Annotated in this window: 19 protein-coding genes; 16 read left to right on the forward strand and 3 right to left on the reverse strand. The window is 42.8% G+C overall.

What is annotated here, in order from left to right; all coding sequences use genetic code 11:
- The first annotated feature begins 1 nt into the window (after position 1).
- Complete coding sequence (scpB, locus tag E4K68_RS00885) at positions 2 to 541, forward strand: SMC-Scp complex subunit ScpB (protein WP_135376866.1); 540 nt, start codon at positions 2 to 4, stop codon at positions 539 to 541.
- A 197-nt stretch (positions 542 to 738) separates the two neighbouring features.
- Positions 739 to 1,116 (forward strand): PH domain-containing protein, encoded by a 378-nt coding sequence (locus E4K68_RS00890; protein ID WP_135376867.1) that lies wholly within the window; start codon positions 739 to 741, stop codon positions 1,114 to 1,116.
- A gap of 222 nt (positions 1,117 to 1,338) precedes the next feature.
- Here E4K68_RS00890 and E4K68_RS00895 read toward each other — a convergent pair whose 3' ends face one another.
- Positions 1,339 to 1,701 (reverse strand): YopX family protein, encoded by a 363-nt coding sequence (locus tag E4K68_RS00895; RefSeq protein ID WP_135376868.1) that lies wholly within the window; start codon positions 1,699 to 1,701, stop codon positions 1,339 to 1,341.
- Positions 1,702 to 1,871: 170 nt separating this feature from the next.
- Here E4K68_RS00895 and E4K68_RS00900 point away from each other — a divergent pair, with 170 nt between their 5' ends.
- From E4K68_RS00900 to E4K68_RS00935, 8 genes are all read left to right on the forward strand, one after another.
- On the forward strand, positions 1,872 to 2,474 hold the full coding sequence (locus E4K68_RS00900; RefSeq protein ID WP_135376869.1) for a DNA-3-methyladenine glycosylase: 603 nt from the start codon (positions 1,872 to 1,874) through the stop codon (positions 2,472 to 2,474).
- 98 nt (positions 2,475 to 2,572) lie between these two features.
- Positions 2,573 to 3,217 carry a DUF2953 domain-containing protein gene (locus E4K68_RS00905; RefSeq protein ID WP_135376870.1) on the forward strand — a complete coding sequence of 215 codons (645 nt, stop codon included), beginning with the start codon at positions 2,573 to 2,575 and terminating at the stop codon, positions 3,215 to 3,217.
- A gap of 8 nt (positions 3,218 to 3,225) precedes the next feature.
- A complete protein-coding gene (ytfJ, locus tag E4K68_RS00910; RefSeq protein WP_135376871.1) occupies positions 3,226 to 3,663 on the forward strand; it encodes a GerW family sporulation protein in 438 nt (145 codons plus the stop codon).
- Between the two features lie 119 nt (positions 3,664 to 3,782).
- Positions 3,783 to 4,364, forward strand: coding sequence for a nucleoside recognition domain-containing protein (locus E4K68_RS00915; protein WP_135376872.1), 582 nt, complete (start codon positions 3,783 to 3,785; stop codon positions 4,362 to 4,364).
- On the forward strand, positions 4,361 to 4,900 hold the full coding sequence (locus E4K68_RS00920) for a spore maturation protein (protein ID WP_135376873.1): 540 nt from the start codon (positions 4,361 to 4,363) through the stop codon (positions 4,898 to 4,900). Before E4K68_RS00915 ends, E4K68_RS00920 begins: the two co-directional genes overlap by 4 nt.
- A gap of 50 nt (positions 4,901 to 4,950) precedes the next feature.
- On the forward strand, positions 4,951 to 5,754 hold the full coding sequence (locus E4K68_RS00925) for a glycosyltransferase family 2 protein (protein ID WP_135376874.1): 804 nt from the start codon (positions 4,951 to 4,953) through the stop codon (positions 5,752 to 5,754).
- The gene (locus tag E4K68_RS00930; protein WP_135376875.1) at positions 5,739 to 7,142 is read left to right on the forward strand and encodes a glycosyltransferase family 39 protein; all 1,404 of its coding nucleotides are present in this window, start codon (positions 5,739 to 5,741) and stop codon (positions 7,140 to 7,142) included. The genes E4K68_RS00925 and E4K68_RS00930 overlap by 16 nt, the downstream gene beginning before the upstream one ends.
- Positions 7,143 to 7,230: 88 nt before the next feature.
- The gene (locus tag E4K68_RS00935) at positions 7,231 to 8,001 is read left to right on the forward strand and encodes a pseudouridine synthase (protein WP_135376876.1); all 771 of its coding nucleotides are present in this window, start codon (positions 7,231 to 7,233) and stop codon (positions 7,999 to 8,001) included.
- A gap of 5 nt (positions 8,002 to 8,006) precedes the next feature.
- Here the strand turns inward: E4K68_RS00935 and E4K68_RS00940 are convergent, their stop codons facing one another.
- On the reverse strand, positions 8,007 to 8,519 hold the full coding sequence (locus E4K68_RS00940) for a hypothetical protein (RefSeq protein ID WP_135376877.1): 513 nt from the start codon (positions 8,517 to 8,519) through the stop codon (positions 8,007 to 8,009).
- Between the two features lie 170 nt (positions 8,520 to 8,689).
- Between E4K68_RS00940 and E4K68_RS00945 the strand changes: the two genes are divergently transcribed.
- The 6 genes from E4K68_RS00945 to E4K68_RS00970 all read left to right on the forward strand — a co-directional run bounded on the left by E4K68_RS00945 (position 8,690) and on the right by E4K68_RS00970 (position 16,104).
- Positions 8,690 to 9,154, forward strand: coding sequence for a hypothetical protein (locus E4K68_RS00945; protein WP_135376878.1), 465 nt, complete (start codon positions 8,690 to 8,692; stop codon positions 9,152 to 9,154).
- Between the two features lie 308 nt (positions 9,155 to 9,462).
- Positions 9,463 to 11,145, forward strand: a complete 1,683-nt coding sequence (locus E4K68_RS00950) for a lactate permease LctP family transporter (RefSeq protein ID WP_135376879.1) — start codon at positions 9,463 to 9,465, stop codon at positions 11,143 to 11,145.
- A gap of 215 nt (positions 11,146 to 11,360) precedes the next feature.
- Positions 11,361 to 12,749 carry an FAD-linked oxidase C-terminal domain-containing protein gene (locus E4K68_RS00955; RefSeq protein WP_135376880.1) on the forward strand — a complete coding sequence of 463 codons (1,389 nt, stop codon included), beginning with the start codon at positions 11,361 to 11,363 and terminating at the stop codon, positions 12,747 to 12,749.
- Between the two features lie 2 nt (positions 12,750 to 12,751).
- The gene (locus tag E4K68_RS00960; protein ID WP_135376881.1) at positions 12,752 to 14,053 is read left to right on the forward strand and encodes a (Fe-S)-binding protein; all 1,302 of its coding nucleotides are present in this window, start codon (positions 12,752 to 12,754) and stop codon (positions 14,051 to 14,053) included.
- Positions 14,054 to 14,226: 173 nt separating this feature from the next.
- Positions 14,227 to 14,931, forward strand: a complete 705-nt coding sequence (locus E4K68_RS00965) for a FadR/GntR family transcriptional regulator (RefSeq protein ID WP_135376882.1) — start codon at positions 14,227 to 14,229, stop codon at positions 14,929 to 14,931.
- Between the two features lie 111 nt (positions 14,932 to 15,042).
- Positions 15,043 to 16,104: a 4Fe-4S binding protein gene (locus E4K68_RS00970; RefSeq protein WP_135376883.1), complete on the forward strand. Its 1,062-nt coding sequence runs from the start codon at positions 15,043 to 15,045 to the stop codon at positions 16,102 to 16,104.
- Here E4K68_RS00970 and E4K68_RS00975 read toward each other — a convergent pair.
- Complete coding sequence (locus tag E4K68_RS00975) at positions 16,048 to 16,953, reverse strand: phosphatase PAP2 family protein (protein ID WP_135376884.1); 906 nt, start codon at positions 16,951 to 16,953, stop codon at positions 16,048 to 16,050. The two genes, E4K68_RS00970 and E4K68_RS00975, sit on opposite strands and share 57 nt — an antisense overlap.
- Between the last annotated feature and the right edge of the window lie 18 nt (positions 16,954 to 16,971).

Here is a 16,971-nt window from a genome sequence, read left to right on the forward strand (position 1 = left end):
AATGCTGTTTCGGGAACCGGAAACGGCGGCCTTAGAAGCCTTATTATTTGTAGCAAAGGACCCACTAACGCCTGAGCTGCTTGGGGAGATTCTTGAATTAGATCCTATGAAGATCGAAGAACTACTTTACGAGCTTCGTGCCCGATATGCTGCAGATGCTTGCGGATTAATGCTCCTTGAAATTAATGGTGGATATAAATTGGGCACTAAACCAGAGGTCGCGCGCTATATTGAGATTCTGTATAAACAACCTGCTCAGGCTCTTTCTAATGCGGCCCTTGAAGTGCTTTCTATTATTGCATATAAACAGCCGGTGACGCGAGGGGAAGTGGACTTTATCAGAGGAGTTCAGTCGGATCGGGCTTTGGCAACGTTGGTAGAAAAGGGTTTAGTAATTGAAGTAGGTCGTAAGGACGGTCCAGGGCGCCCCATTCTCTACGGAACGACAGAACAGTTTCTGCTGCATTTTGGCTTGCGTTCATTAGAGGATATGCCGAATCTTGAAGTGGAAGAACTCCGAGTTTCAACGCTATCCTCGTGATATGTGGGTCAAACTAGGGCGTGAGGGTTTGACACTAAATAGAGAAAATCCGATGAATTATGTTATCGGCTTTTCTCTATTTTCGAGTTAGCAAAAGGTTTTCGGATCGAAGGAACATAATCAGTACGTCACCCGCATCAGGAATCAGAAGAAATCTTTGAGAATCAAGATGGTATAATATGAAGGGGGAGAAAGAGTTGGGTTTATTTAATGGATTGTTAGGAAATGCGTCTGAGGTAGGTACTAAGGAGATTGAGAAAGAACTCGAATTGGTCCTAGTGGAAAGTGAACAAGTACATAAGGCATTCAAATTGATCAGAGATCTATTTATTTTCACCGATAGGCGCCTGATATTAGTTGATAAACAAGGGGTAACAGGTAAAAAAGTCGAGTATCACTCCGTACCTTACAAGAGTATTTCACATTTTAGTATTGAGACTGCCGGTCATTTTGATTTGGATGCGGAGCTCAAGATATGGATTTCGGGGTCACAGCAACCGATTTCAAAGGAATTTAAAAAGGACAACAACATATACGATGTACAAAGAACTCTTGCGAAATACGTTGCGAAATAATAATAGGTATTACAAGACAAGGTTGGATAAAATCCAACCTTGTCTTGTAATACCTAGACTAGTAATCGCATCGGCACCCTAATGGGCGGTAATAAACTTAGACCCCCGAGAAGCTGTCTTTGAAGATTATCAATAGATTAAATGCTGATCTCAAAGAATTTATTGAGAGGTTCATTTTTTGTACGTCAAAAGGCGATAGTTCCTCGTGGTTTATTGTAACTGCTATTGGCATAGATTAGCATTTTGAAACTCATTGCCTATAACACCACCCAATGCAACGGCACTGATATCGCGCGTTGAGCAACTCCCTAACTCTGCAAGTTCGAAAGTTGCTTGCATTTCATTCCAAATGACTTTGTAAATGACAGATGAGATTTTGACTAAATCGCCTTCGTACACATCTATTCCATTTCCATCAGGAAAGCCAGTCCATTGAAGCAATTCAAATTTCCCGCTCGGTTCCCATGAACGACCAGGCACACTCACTGCAAATGGAATTGAACTCTGCATATCAAAACTTATGGCTAGTGGTTTAAACATTTGCTCCTTAACCTTGTCCCAAACCCTAAACTTTAGATCTCTCAATTTTTGTGGTACCTCCTTATGAAACTGCGAAAAACCTTTATCTACTTAGTACGCAAAAAGGAGCCATATTTGAGAGGGTTAAGAAGCTTGTATCTTTTACCATTTAGAAAACGGCAAGTGACATACGTTGATCTTTCGGGTCGACGAGGATAGATTTGGAGATGATAAACGTGGAGATTTTCGAATATGGACAAAGAGAAATTGATTATTTAAAACGCAAGGACAAAAAACTTGGTGCCGCTATTGACAGAATAGGCATGATTCAACGAGAAATTACCCCTGACCCGTTTGCGGCTCTCGTTTCAAGTGTTGTCAGTCAGCAGATTTCAAATAAAGCTGCAACAACTGTATGGAACAGATTGTATATGCTGCTTGGAAGTATTACGCCGGAAAGTATTACCCAGGCGGACCTGGCTGAAATCCAAGGTTGCGGGATGTCAGAGAGAAAAGCCGGATATATTAAGGGAATTGGAGATGCTGCTAAATCAGGTATACTGGATTTTAATAGACTTCACACTTTGACAAATGAAGAGATCATAAAAAAGCTGTCTTCACTACATGGCGTAGGTGTTTGGACTGCTGAAATGCTGCTTATCTTTTCACTCTGCCGTCCTGATGTAGTGAGCTATAAAGATTTAGCTATTTGTAGAGGAATGATGAATTTATACGGCCTTAAAGAACTTCCAAAAGAAAAGTTTGAGCGATATAGAAAAAGGTATTCTCCATATGGATCAGTTGCCTCATTATATCTGTGGGCCCTTTCTGTATTGTAAACTAAATGATGAATCTGCATAAAAACACTCCAAATCGGGCATCTTACCAATTTAGAGCCAGTCACTATGACGAGGACATGGAGTACGGAGGGGTTTTGGTGCGGGTTTTAGCATTCTTGCTCGCTGTGGTTATTCTGATGCTACTAAGTTTGGCGATAAAAGCTGAGGTGGATTTTCGATACCGGCGTATCGAAGAGGAAGATAATATCGATATTCATTTGCGTGCCTTTCGCGGATTGTGGCATTTACAATATCAAATTCCAACCCTACAATTGGAATGGGAAAAAGGACCACAACTGGAATTCGAAGAAGTTGCTAAAGGAAAAGGCGGAGAACGTCAAGCAACGACAAAAGCGCGCTTTCGCTATTTTCGAAAAGGCTATTTAATTCGTCTTTGGCTAAATATTCCTCGCCTTTTGCGTTACTTAAATCGGGTAAGGATCCGATTTTACCGAGGAATTCATTGCAAATCCATCAAATGGCGTATTGAAATAGGTTATAAAGATGCTGCCCAAACGGCGATTGCGGCAGGAACTTTCTGGACAATGCTAGGGTTTGCACTTTCGCGGCTTTATAATCAAGTAACGGTTGAGGTTCCATGCCCAGAGCTAGTCGTTGTACCACAATTTAAGAAGCAAGGGTTTTTATGTGATCTTCAATGCATATTTGATTTAAGAATAGGTCATATTATTTTTGTAGGATTAATGGTATTACGAACGTTTAAGCGGGGTATAAGGGGGTAGACAAACCGATGGGGAATCATCCAATTGAATCATTGATGAAAACGGCTATGGAAAGTATTCAACAGATTGTGGACGTGAATACGATTGTAGGGGATTCGGTAGAAACCCATGATGGATCTGTGATCATTCCAATATCAAGGGTTTCGTGTGGTTTTGCAGCAGGCGGTAGCGAGTTTGCACCACCAGAGGACCATAAAGAGAACGCAAATGCAGGTGGCTCACCACCCGCACTTCCTTTTGGGGGTGGTGCCGGAGCAGGGGTATCGGTACAACCTGTTGGTTTTTTGGTCGTAGGTAACGGGACTATTCGACTTCTTCCTGTCGATAGTAATGTTGTAGTTGATCGGTTGATCGATACGGTTCCTGATTTGTTGGACAGGCTTACTGGAATGTTTCAAAAGAAGAAGAAAACAACAACGGATGAAATAATCCTTGCTCGTGACTAACAGATTGCTATTTCAGAACGAAATGACAATGATAAATAAGGACAAACAAAAAAGAACGGCTGATTTCGTTCTTTTTTGTTTGTCCTTTTCATACATTTTATTGAAATAGGGGGTGAGAAATGGTTAATCTCATCTGGCTTTTAATGTTGGCAATTGGAATTATTGTCTCCGCGATTAATGGACATATCGAAAGTGTTACGGCATCTGCGATGAAAGCCGCGGAGCTGGGAGTAGAGGTTGCCATTGAACTTATTGGTGTGATGAGTTTATGGTTAGGTCTCATGCGCTTGGCAGAGGAAGCTGGGTTTATTAAAGGGATTGCTCGGTTATTTGGCCCTGCAGTACGTCGTTTATTTCCATCCCTTAAACCAGATAGTCCTGCACTCGGGGCAATTATCATGAATTTAAGTGCAAATATACTGGGACTTGGTAATGCGGCTACCCCTTTTGGACTGAAGGCTATGCAAGAACTTCAACGTGAAAATCCTACTCCTGAGGTGGCAAGTCCTGCAATGATTACATTTCTTGCCTTAAATACGTCTTGTATTACGTTAATCCCAGCTACGATCATTGGAGTGCGTCTTAAAGCAAACTCCGCCAATCCAACGGAAATTATAGGGACGACAATCGTCGCTACAGGGTGTGCTATGACCATCGCTATCATCGTGGATTACCTTATTCGCCACAGGAGGAGAAAATGAGGATTATTGCAGAGATTTCTCGTTGGGCGATCCCATTGCTATTATTAGTTATCCCGGTGTTAGCCTACCTTCGAAATGTCCCTGTCTATGAATCCTTCGTAGCTGGAGCAGAAGAAGGGTTTAAAACGGGTGTAAGAATTCTTCCGTTTCTGATTGGAATGCTTGTGTCCATTAAAGTTTTTATTGACTCCGGAGCACTCGATATTGTGTCGCATTACTTACAACCACTTTTTGCAAAATTAGGACTGGATCCAAATTTCGCTGCGATTATACCCTTAGCCATAATGCGTCCCTTGAGTGGATCAGGAGCCTTAGGGGTAGCAACACAACTTATTAATCAACATGGGCCGGATTCCTTCATCGGCCGTTTAGCATCAACGCTCCAGGGAAGTACGGACACTACTTTCTTCGTATTAACCGTGTATTTTGGTTCAGTGGGAATTAAAAAATATCGTTATGCCCTTAAATTAGGATTATTAGCCGATTTTATTGGCCTGATCGTCTCAGTCTGGATTGTTACCAAGACGTTTTATTGATCCATTCTTTGTGCATACTAACGATGAACCGAAAGGGGGCATTGTGTAGTATGCTTTATATTGTTTTACCCGCGTATAATGAGGACGAAGCGCTTCCAACATTGCTGGAAGACATAGAACAAAACTGCGAGACGATTCCTCATCAGATTATCGTCGTTAACGATGGAAGTACAGACCGCACTCTGGAGGTGGTCAATAGTTATGCTCAAACTCAAACAAACATCCATAGAGTTGATCACGAACAAAACCAGGGCCTTGGTGCGGCCTTAAACAGTGGTTTTCAATATGTCTTGAACGCTGGAGGAAATCAACATGACTTTCAGGAAACCGGAGTCCGGATGAAGCAAGATTCCCCAGACATGGTTATCACGATGGATGCAGATAATACCCAACCCGCAAACCACATTCCCTTGTTATACGAGGCCATTTGCTCGGGTGCTGATTTAGTGATCGCTTCTCGTTATGTCCAAGGTGGAGAGCAACATGGACTTTCCTTAGGGCGTAGGGGCCTATCTTGGGGAGCGGGGAAATTTATGCATTATTTCGCTCCGATAAAAGGGGTTCGGGATTATTCTTGTGGTTATCGTGCTTATCGACTTTCGGTCTTGGCCGAAGGAACTCGGCAATATGGCCCGAATATTATTCAAAGTCGCAATTTTTCAGGCATGGTAGAATTGCTGCTGAAGGTTGCACCTTTCGCAGAGAACGTGACTGAAATCCCCTTGAAACTGCACTATGAACTGAAAAAGGGTGCTAGTAAAATGAGAATATGGGCAACGATTTGGGGATATATCCAGCTAATTTACCAAATAAAATTTAAAACATGGAGTACAGCTGAATGGGCCGAGGAATAAGACAATTTCTCTTGATTCTGATCCTACTCTTAGCCTTAGGGACCCGACTAAGGGGAATTACGAACCCCTTGTTAGACAATCAAGCCTGGAGACAGGCAGATACTGCAAGTATGTCGATACATATGCTTGGACATTTGACGGATTTTCCGAGTGTTTTTTTACCTCAGCTCAATTATGATGGGGTTACTCCTCAAAGGGTTGAATTAGAATTTCCCTTTTTGCCATACCTCTTGGCGTGGACGTGGTCTTTATTCGGTTGGGCAGATATTTGGGGACGTCTATGGTCGGTTTGTTTATCCCTGGTCACGGTGGTCGGAATCTATGATTTGGGACGGAAGATGTTCACGGAACGCGCAGGACTTTTTGCTGCAGCCATTTATGCCGTGATGCCCTTGTCGATTTATTATGGACGTGTTGTTATGCCTGAACCAATGGCTCAAGCTTGGAGTATTTGGGCTTTGGCGATGATTTGGAGATGGAGAAATGTACAGGGGGAGAAAGGAATATGGAAAGTTGCCTTGCTTATGGCAGGTGCAATATTAGCTAAGCTTCCTCAGCTTATGTTGTTTCCGGTTGCCCTCCTGCTTGGTTTTTACCCTTTTAAACCTCATCGAATCGGTCAGATTATTCGTTATAGTTTAATTGCGCTTATTCCACCTATGTTATACTATGGATGGGTACATTTCAAAGTCGCGCCTTCAAGTCAGTTTGTATCGGGAATATTAACAGGGAACGTAGCAGATGCCAGTAATTTGGACTGGAAATTATTGAGCAAGAATATTCGACGAGGATTCAACGAGGGTATTCTCCTTCTTTCTGGAGTGGGTATTTGCCGCTTGATTTATTGCCATTCACGAGCGCGGATGGCCCTTTTGGCTTGGATAGGGATTGGTGTTCTCTATATTGGGGTGGTTTGTGCCCGAATTCCCTTAGATTATTACTTAGTTCCAATTTTACCTCTTGTAGCCCTGCTCAGTGCGTATGCTCTTGATGTAATCGGTGATTTACCAGGAACTGTGATTGGAATTGTGCTCTTAGTCTTGATCAACCGAGGTTTTTATACATCTTTAACGGCCAAGTATCAGTGGGACCCCCAATATCTAATACAGGCAAGTTGGATCAAGGACCATACTCCAGCCTCAAGTATTCTTGTCTTAAGTGATACGCCACCGATGACATTTTATTATGCCCACCGTGTAGGGTTTCGAATGACTACTGTAAAGGATGACGAAATTCCCTCTAAAATACTACAACGATTCCCAGGCGATTATCTTGTTCGCCTTCCCCAAAGCGAGCAGAAAGAACAGTTTTGGAAAAAGGTTCAGAATAGTTATCCGGAAATTGGCCCAGGAATTTTTGATTTAAATAACTCTAGGGCAAAACCTTGATGACGAGGAAGACGCTTTAGTCATTGGCAGGATGCGGTTTATGAGGGTGCAAAGAGAAAAGGATTATCATTCATGGAAGGTGAGAAAAATGGCTCAAGATAATGAGGGTGGAGAACGATTGCAGAAAGTGCTAGCCCAAGCCGGAGTGGCTTCCCGACGACATGCCGAACAACTGATTGTTGATGGTCGTGTGACAGTCAATGGGAATACGGTTACCGCTCTTGGGACTAAAGTAGGGATTCAAGACCGTATTGAAGTAGATGGGCAATCGGTTCAACGAGCAGAGGGTTTACACTATTATCTACTCAATAAACCGGTTAGTGTGATTACAAGTGCCAGTGACCCACAAGGACGCCTCACAGTGGTCGATTTGATGAGAGATGTTCAAGTGCGGGTTTATCCCGTGGGTAGGCTGGATTACGACACATCAGGTTTATTAGTACTCACCAACGATGGAGAATTAACCCATCGTTTGATGCATCCCTCATATGGGGTAGAAAAGACATACCGTGTCTGGGTGCAAGGTCCTGTTGGCATTAATGCGCTTGAAAGTCTGCGGCAGGGGGTACTGCTTGAAGACGGAAAAACCGCTCCCGCCAAAGTTGTGCGCGTGAGCGGTAATTCTAATGGATCGAATCTCAAATTGAAAAAGGATCCTCTGGAAATTTTGGAGGTAACGATTCATGAAGGCCGAAATCGTCAAGTTCGACGGATGTTCGCAGCTATCGGATATACAGTAGTTAAACTAGAAAGGATTCGTTTTGGATCACTAACCGAGGAGAATACTCTTCTTTCGGGGGCTTACCGTCCACTTTCGATCCGAGAAATCAAAGATTTGCGCTCCAAAGTAGGACTTTAGAATCGTTAACCTTTTGGGTAAATTGGATGTTCAATCTCTGTATTCCATTTTTCGATGTCTCTTCCACCGAAAGAACGCAAGGCGTTTGCCACGGAATTGATCTTGTCATTGCTTGTTTGGATTAAAACTAACCAATGCCCTGTGCGAACTTCATGTTCGTAATGCCGAGCTCGGATTTCGGATAGGCCATAGCTCTGGAGTACTTCGACAAGTCCGCTTCCCTGAGGCAGGTGCATAAGTTGACTAGCTAGCGGTCCGGCGACAACGACTTGACCTAAATTCTGTACAACAAACGGCGGTGCCTGAACTAGCCATGCATTAAATTTGTCTAAGTTAATCTCACTGGGGTAATAGGCTAATTCATTGGCAATTTCTTCGTGGAAATCTCCCTGATGGATATATTCGCTACGAACTATGACCGATATTTTACTATTCGCCAAGGATTCTCCTTGGATTTCTTCAATGGCCTCTTTTGTTTGTTGAGGCCCTTTAAAAATTGCAATAGCTGTTTTCTGCATCTTTTTTATACCTCCCTTAAAAGTGCTTTAAAATAATTCTTGCGTTTTTTAGTATGTCCATAAATCAAAACCTAAAGCAAAGATTACATAAGAAAATTAAACATATAAGAATATATAGAAGCAAAATATGATGAGATAATGCTGAAAATGTGGAATGGAGAGAGTCAAGTATGAAGATTCGAATTGGAAATGAGCTTTTAACAGAACACATTCGAGTGCGGATCCGGTTAGATTACCGCGGTGAATCGAAGAGTGGACGATTTTTTTTCGGTAGTAAAAGTAAAGAACAAATGGCAGAAACTATAAGGGAACAACAGGTTGCCTTATTGCGAAATGTTCCATTACAAGGGATTCTTATTGAAGATGTCGATTTAAGTCTTGATGTCTATGTCGTAAGTCAAGAGAATGGAAGACGCAACCAAGAAGTTGCTTATGCACCCATTGTGTTGACCTTGCGGGTAGAAAATCTGGATGATTTACTCCCTCTTTTGGTTAAACATGAATTTCGTAAAATTGAATTCTTAAGTCCAGAGAATATATCACTACACCGTTTGGATATGGAACGATTGTTGTTTCGTTTAAGTCAGTCGTTTCAACAAGAGATTAAATTACTAGAACAGAAATATTTGCGATAAATGGTAAGAGTGGTTTTTATAATCAGGAAACTTAATGACAATATGGTCGGAAAAGGCTTGTGAAATTTGTTTTTTTCTCTAACAGTGTTTTTACATATTGAAATTTTCTTAAGATTAGCTTAATATGTGTTTATAACATACTGGTTAGGCGGTCTGACCGCTTAACAGTCAGTCTGTATTAACCGTTTGAGAAATTGATGGCAAACTTTTGGAGGTGAGGAAAAAATAGAGTGAGTGGGAAAAGCGGATAATTTTAAGATGAAACGGACAAACTTTGATTTATACTTATATGAAAGGTGGAATTATCTATGCCATGGACACAGAACTATGCCGCTATTGGAAATAGCATTGGATTAACGGCACTTGCTGTATCCCTTCCTATCTTCTATTTATTTTGGGCACTAGCAATTAAGCGCATGAAAGGACATATCGCTGGGAGTACCACGCTCTTATTCACCATTATTGATGTAATTATTGTCTACAAGATGCCAGTAGGGCTTGCAATTTCCGCAAGTTTACTAGGAATCCTAAACGGATTGTTCCCGATTGCATGGATTATTGTGACCGCCGTTTTCCTATATAACCTGACTGTCGAAGCTGGGCAGTTTGATATTATTAAAAGTTCAATTGCTTCTTTGTCTAATGACCGTCGTCTTCAAGCCCTTCTCATCGCGTTTTCTTTCGGCGCGTTCTTAGAAGGTGCTGCCGGGTTTGGTACACCAGTAGCAATTACCGGTGCGATCCTAATTGGATTGGGTTTTGAACCTCTCTATGCTGCAGGTCTTTGCTTACTCGCGAACACGGCTCCAGTTGCCTTTGGTGGAATTGGTGCTCCGATCCTTGCAGCTGCTGCAGCTACTGGGGTTAGTGGTAACATCATCTCTGCTGCTGTAGGACGTCAGCTCCCTTTCCTTTCCGTTTTTGTTCCCTTATATTTAATAATTGTAATGGCTGGTTGGAAAGGTGCCAAGGAAGTCTTACCCGCTATTTTGACCGCAGGTGTAACCTTCGCCATTGCCCAGTGGTGGTCTTCAAATTTCCTCGGACCTATGCTCCCCGACATTATTGCTTCGCTATTTTCACTCGTTTGCTTAGCAACCTTACTCAAATTCTGGAAACCAAAAAACATCTGGCGTTTCCCAAATGAGAAAGGTGAAAAGGTTGAGCAGTATAAAAAATATACTGGCGGTCAGATCCTTAAAGCATGGTCTCCATTTATAGTACTCACCCTCATAGTAGCTATTTGGGGTACAAATAGTTTTAAAGATTATGTTGGTAAAACTCTCAAGTGGTTTGTAATGATCCCTCACTGGCCTGGTCTTGATGGCTTTGTTATGAAAGCAGCGCCAATCGTTAAGAAACCTACCCTCTACGCTGCAAATTACAAGTTTGATTTCTTTGCATATGCAGGGACCGCGATTCTAATCACAGCGGTTATTACCATGATTATTCTTCGTATAAGCCCGGCTAGATCAGCTAAAGTGGCTGGAACAACGCTAAAAACACTTATCTATCCCGTCATCACGATTGGTTCGGTATTGGGCTTCGCTTATATTGCAAACTACTCTGGGCTTTCTTATACCCTCGGTCTTTTGTTTGCCCAAACAGGCCATGCATTCCCGTTCTTCTCTCCAATGCTAGGTTGGCTCGGCGTATTCTTAACGGGTTCTGATACCTCAGCTAACGCTTTATTCGGTCAACTCCAAAATGTTTCAGCTCAACAAATCGGTATTAATCCTATTCTGGCCATTGCGGCAAATAGCTCCGGTGGTGTTATGGGGAAAATGATTTCGCCACAATCCATTGCAGTTGCTGCAGCAGCAACCGGCTTAGTTGGTAGAGAGTCTGACCTCTTCCGTTTCACACTAAAACATTCGATCTTCCTCTTGTTGCTCGTTTGTATCATGACTTATCTCCAGGCGTATGTGTTCCAAGGCATGATGCCAACAATTGCAGGTATAATGCCGATGATCGCATCAATACTGCACTAAACTTAGATTTCACCGAATAATGTTATTTGTGGGAAGTGGTTTCATAAAACCACTTCCCATTTTTTTGGTAAAAAAGGGAATTATAAATTTATATTGAAATATAGATACAATTGAATTAATATAAAGGTATAGAAAACTGGTCTGACCGTCAGAACGTTAGACGTTCGACAAATAAACGATAACAGTATGTTGATAAGTTTTAAGGGGGTTAAAGAATGTTAGATCGTCAAGTCTTACAGGAACTTATTCAAGTGCTCGGCTCTGAAAATGTTCTCACTGAGCAGGAAGACTTACTCACCTATGCTTACGATGCAACCGCGGCGATGAAGCATCAAAAACCAGATGTTGTAATTACGCCCGTCTCCACTGAACAAGTAGTGGAAGTCGTGAAAATCGCTGCTAATTACAAAATCCCAATCTATCCGCGAGGTTCTGGAACGAACCTCAGTGGGGGGACTATTCCGGTTCAAGGGGGTATTGTCCTCTCCATGCTCAACTTGAACAAAATCCTTGAAGTTGATCAGGATAATTTAACGGCGACAGTTCAGCCAGGATTGATTATACAAGCCCTCAACGATGAAGCCGGAAAGTATGGATTAATTTATCCGCCGGATCCCGGTACAGTTACAACAGCAACCATGGGTGGCTCGGTTTCAGAGTGCTCGGGAGGGTTACGAGGTCTGAAATACGGTGTAACAAAGCATTATATCATGGGTTTAAAGGTGGTCTTAGCCAATGGAGATGTTATTCGTTGGGGAGGAAAAACGGTTAAAAATGTTACGGGGTATGATTTAGTAGCCCTCTTCACTGGCGCAGAAGGAACCTTGGGGATTATTACTGAAATAATTGTCAAACTGATACCAGCTCCTGAGGCACGGAAAAGTATTTTAGCAGTCTTTGATGATCTTGATAAGGCTGGAAAGGCTATCGCAGCAATTATTCGTAATAAAGTGATACCTGCAACCCTAGAGATTATGGATAATGATACTATCCAAACGGTAGAGCACTTTGTTCATGCGGGGCTCCCGATCGATGCCGAAGCGGTCCTCTTGTGTGAGGTCGATGGATATAAAGAAGTTGTCGCTAGGGAATCGGTTTTGGTTGAACGGATTTTGAAAGAAGAAGGGGCCGTTCAGGTCAATATTGCTAAAGATGATAAAGAACGCGATCTTCTATGGTTGGCTCGCCGCACTGCCCTGCCGGCTCTCGCACAAAAAAGACCAACGACTGTACTTGAAGATGCGACCGTACCACGTAGCAAAATACCAGATATGCTTAAAGCAATTCGTGGAATAGCTAAAAAGCATAATCTTCAAATTGCAACGTTTGGACATGCTGGGGATGGTAATTTACATCCCACAATTTTGACCGATGAACGAGATGTGGAAGAAATGAAACGGGTGCACCTGGCGGTCGACGAGATTTTCCAGGTAGCTATTTCCCTAGGTGGAACTCTTTCGGGCGAACATGGGATCGGTATCGCTAAAATGAAATATCTTAATATGGAATTTGGAGAAGCTGGCGTAGCAGCATTGCGGCGTATTAAAGAAGCCCTGGATCCAAACTATGTGTTGAACCCAGGGAAGATTGTAAGGAGGGACTAATCGTGTCCGTATATGATTCACTGGATTCGATTACCGAAGAACTCCATAAATGTATGAAATGTGGGAACTGTCAGGCAGTATGTCCCATTTATAAGGAAACACGTCAAGAAGTTGGAGTAGCAAGGGGAAAGATTAGTTTAGCGGAATATCTTCTCTCGGGAGAAATAGAAATGACTGAGGGAATGGCGGATCGTTTTTCACTTTGCACAACTTGCATGGCTTGTAACAATAATTGTCCGTGCGGAGTTCGGTTTGATAAGATTATCCTTGCTGCTAGGGCAGAAGCTGTTCGTAAAAAGGGGTTACACTCGGTCAAAAAAATCGCCTTTACGGCATTAAAGATGCAACGGTTGTTTGATCTGGGTATGAAGACAGGGAGTGTGTTCCAGGGTGTAGCCTTGAAGCATTTGCCTCATAAAAGCGATCGTATAGCTCGAATGCGTTTTGATATTGGGATTGGAACGGATAAAGTGTTCCCGATGTTAGCGAAGAAGACTTTACGATCCGAGTATCCAGAAGTGATCCGGGTCAAAAGTCCTAAGATGCGAGTGGCATTTTTCACTGGTTGTATGATCAACTATTTTTATACGGATATGGGTAAAGCTGTGGTCGAGGTTCTTACTGAAAATGATATTGAAGTTGTTATACCGAAGGGTCAGGGGTGTTGTGGTATCCCTGCCTCTGTGAATGGCGATGTCATCTCGGCTCGTGCTCTGGCAAGACGTAATTTGAGAGAGTTTGAGAAAAAGGGGGCAGACGCTTTGGTAGTGGCCTGCTCTTCTGGAGGAACAGCTTGGAAGCATGTATTTGCCGAGTTACTTGAGAATGACCCTGAATTCAAAGCCTTAGCTGATAAATGGGCTGGCAAATCGTATGATATTGCTGAGTTCTTAGTCCATCAAGTACCGTTTAAAAAGGAAGGCTTAGGTCGCGTCTCCCGAAAAGTGACGTATCATGATCCTTGTCACTTAAACCGCGGGCAGGGAATTAATCAGGAGCCGCGTGAAATTCTTAAAAGTATACCTGGTGTTGAACTGATCGAAATGAAAGAACCTGGTCGTTGTTGTGGGATGGCTGGATCTTTTAGTCTCGTTCATCCAGATCTATCCGTGCAGATTTCGGACCGTAAAACTGCGGATATTGCTCAAACTCAAGCGGATTCAGTGGCAACGGGTTGTCCAGCTTGTCGCTTACAATTGCAAAGTGGAGTCGAAAATGCTGGACTGGAGAAACAAGTAATGCATACAATTCAGATTTTAGCAGAATCTTATCGTGCAGGTAAAAAAGAAAAAAAGCGTTCTTGATTGGTTGAACGCCGTACTACCTTGAATGTTTTTTCCGGGATTCTTGTACATGGAAACGTTTTCAGAAAGCGTTTCCATGTTTTTGAAAAATGATGGATTTTGGCTCAATCTCATGCTACACTTGAGTAATAATATGGGTTGACGGTAGAACAGGTCTGAAGGAGTGAAAAAGGGTGATCTTAAAGCCCATTAAAACTCGGAAAATCTATGAACAGATCGTAGATCAAATAGGGCAGCTCGTCGTTGAAGGACATTTAAAACCTGGCGACCGTTTGCCTTCAGAGCGCGAATTAGTCGATCGGTTTCAAGTCAGTCGTTCATCGATTCGTGAAGCTATCAGTGCCCTAGAGATGATGGGTCTGATCGAAGTCCGTTCTGGGGAAGGTACGTACATTAGACAGGTTAATATCGAATCGGTGGTTGCTCCTCTCGCTTGGATGCTATTCATTGAAAAAGATACGGATCAGGAACTTTATGAAGCTCGTAAGATCCTAGAGGTTCAGGCTGCGGGGCTAGCCGCTGAGAGAGCAGATGAAGAAGAGATACATGGTATGTTTAAAACCTTAGAAATTATGAGGCTAGATCTCGCCTTGCATCGTTCGGGTGAGGATGCGGATCATTATTTTCATTATGCAATTGCCAGGGCAACTCATAATAAGATCCTGATTCGTCTGATGAATACTATTTCCGATACTATGCAAAAGGCCTTGAGAAATAGTCGTGCCAAGCTTGCAGAGGACCGGGACACGGACACGCCCCAGAAATTATATGACGATCATTATGCTCTTTATCAGTCGATTAAAGACCACGATGTAGAGAGAGCCCGACAAGCCATGATGGATCACTTAGTAGGTGTCGAGAACCAGCTTTCGAAATAGCTGGAGGTTGAATAGAAGAGGCGGATACACTGGGCGAGTGTTTCGCCTCTTTTCTTATCAAATTAGGGAAGGCTGATAGTTTACAGGAAAAATGATAGTGAGGATAAAAGCATGACATGCAAAATGGTGTACCACAACGGAAATTGTCTTAATACGAAAAAACCTTATGCTCGTGCTTGTCGATTGTGTATAGAGAATTGTCCGCACCAAGCGATCACGGAATATCGCCAGTTGGAACCAAGACATTGTACGGAATGTGGCGTATGTATGGCCGCCTGTCCAAGTGACGGGTTTGTTGATCAGACAATGGATAAACTACATGATTATCTCTTCGAGTCAAACGAAATTGTTTTAAATTGTCCGCAGTCGATCGCTCTTGGTTTTGAGATCCCATGTTTGGGGATGCTGGATCGTGACGGTTGGATGACCCTTATGCTCTTGGCGAAAGAAAAATCTGTGACAATTCTAACAGGTAATTGTGCCGAGTGTGAAGACCGTCGAGCATGTGCCTCCAGTGTTCAGACCTTTAAACTGATTCATGTAGATTGGCCGGAACATTCACCCATTCGTATACAAGTCCGGCCAGATAAAGATGCAGTCGAACCACAGACTTTAGCGGCACCTAGCCCAACTGTACGACCTGCTGAGGGGATTGGTTGGCGTCAGAAAGGCAAGGAAAAGATCGAAGAGTGGTTACCTAACTTGGCTGCCGATGAGACGTATCCTATTCCAAAATATCGGCAGTGGCTCATTGAATCATTGGGGCATTTAATGGAAGAAAAAATCCCATTCCGTGCTTTATTTGTAGCAGATTCGTGTACCAGTTGCGGGGTTTGTGCAGCAATTTGCCCACAAGGTTCATTACAAAAGAGGGAAGAAATGAATCCTAGTCCCGAGGATCCTACCAAAGAAGATAGAATTTTATCAATGCAGCTCATTTTCGAACCACAAAAATGTGTTCATTGCCAACGTTGTATAGAAACTTGTCGCTCCCAGGCCTTGTCCTTTAGCCTTAAACCGTTGAATCATCGTTTAATGACGGGTAAAATTTTGATTTACGAGGGGAGCCCCAGGTATTGCAGCCGATGCGGCAAACGGATTTTTGATAACGCGGATTTATGTTTGGTCTGTTCGACCAACGATCCGGACAGCCACGGATTTATCATCCCCTAGAGGACCTTCCCAACCGAATCGACGAAATATATAAGGGGCTCCGAAGGATGTCCATAGTCCTCCTAATGTGAGGACTGGTAGGTAAACCCAGGGGTAGTAATGGGTTAGCGGGTGCCAAAGCCAGACCCAAAGTCCAAGAATGGCGAGCCCAACAAGTGTTTTACAGATGGAGAAAGCGAATCGCGTATGCTCCCGATAATCCAGAAACGAGTCCTCCAAAAAATATCCACTGGTAAAACCGATAACAAAGCCGACCATTTGCCACCCTTCATGGGTGTGGTAAACAAGTAAAAAAATCAGAGGAAGTGTAACGGACAAGAGGAGTTTTGAGGGTAAAGGAATTGGAAGCCTAAACAGGGTTTCATCAAGTTGCTGAAACCCTAAGACTATGAGAGCACCTAATAAATACCCGCCCAAGACGTCACCAGGCCAGTGTAATCCTAGGTAGAGTCTCGAAAATCCTATTCCCACAATCATGAAAATTCCTATTCCAAGCAATCTCTTTTGACTCCTCCAACGTTGCCATAGGTAGGGGTAAAAAGTGGCAACACCTTGACTATGACCACTGGGAAATGAATTTCCTGTAGCGGATGAAAGATAAATGGAACGGACACCCGATTGGCCGATCGGCCGTTGGGTGTGAAAGAACCCTTTGAGAAAGCCATTAAAAGCCATGGATGTTAGAAATAAAACGGCTAGTCTAAAACCAAAACGTTTGTCTACATTCCAAAAGAGAACCGAAATTATGAGTATATAGGTTGGTTCACTTCCTAAAAAACTGAGCAAAATGAAAAAGGCATCAGTACTCGTATTGTGAAAGGATTGAATCGTTTGGTAGAAGCTTAGCATATAGTGTGTAATCCTACC

Source organism: Desulfosporosinus sp. Sb-LF, assembly GCF_004766055.1.
Taxonomy (GTDB): domain Bacteria; phylum Bacillota; class Desulfitobacteriia; order Desulfitobacteriales; family Desulfitobacteriaceae; genus Desulfosporosinus.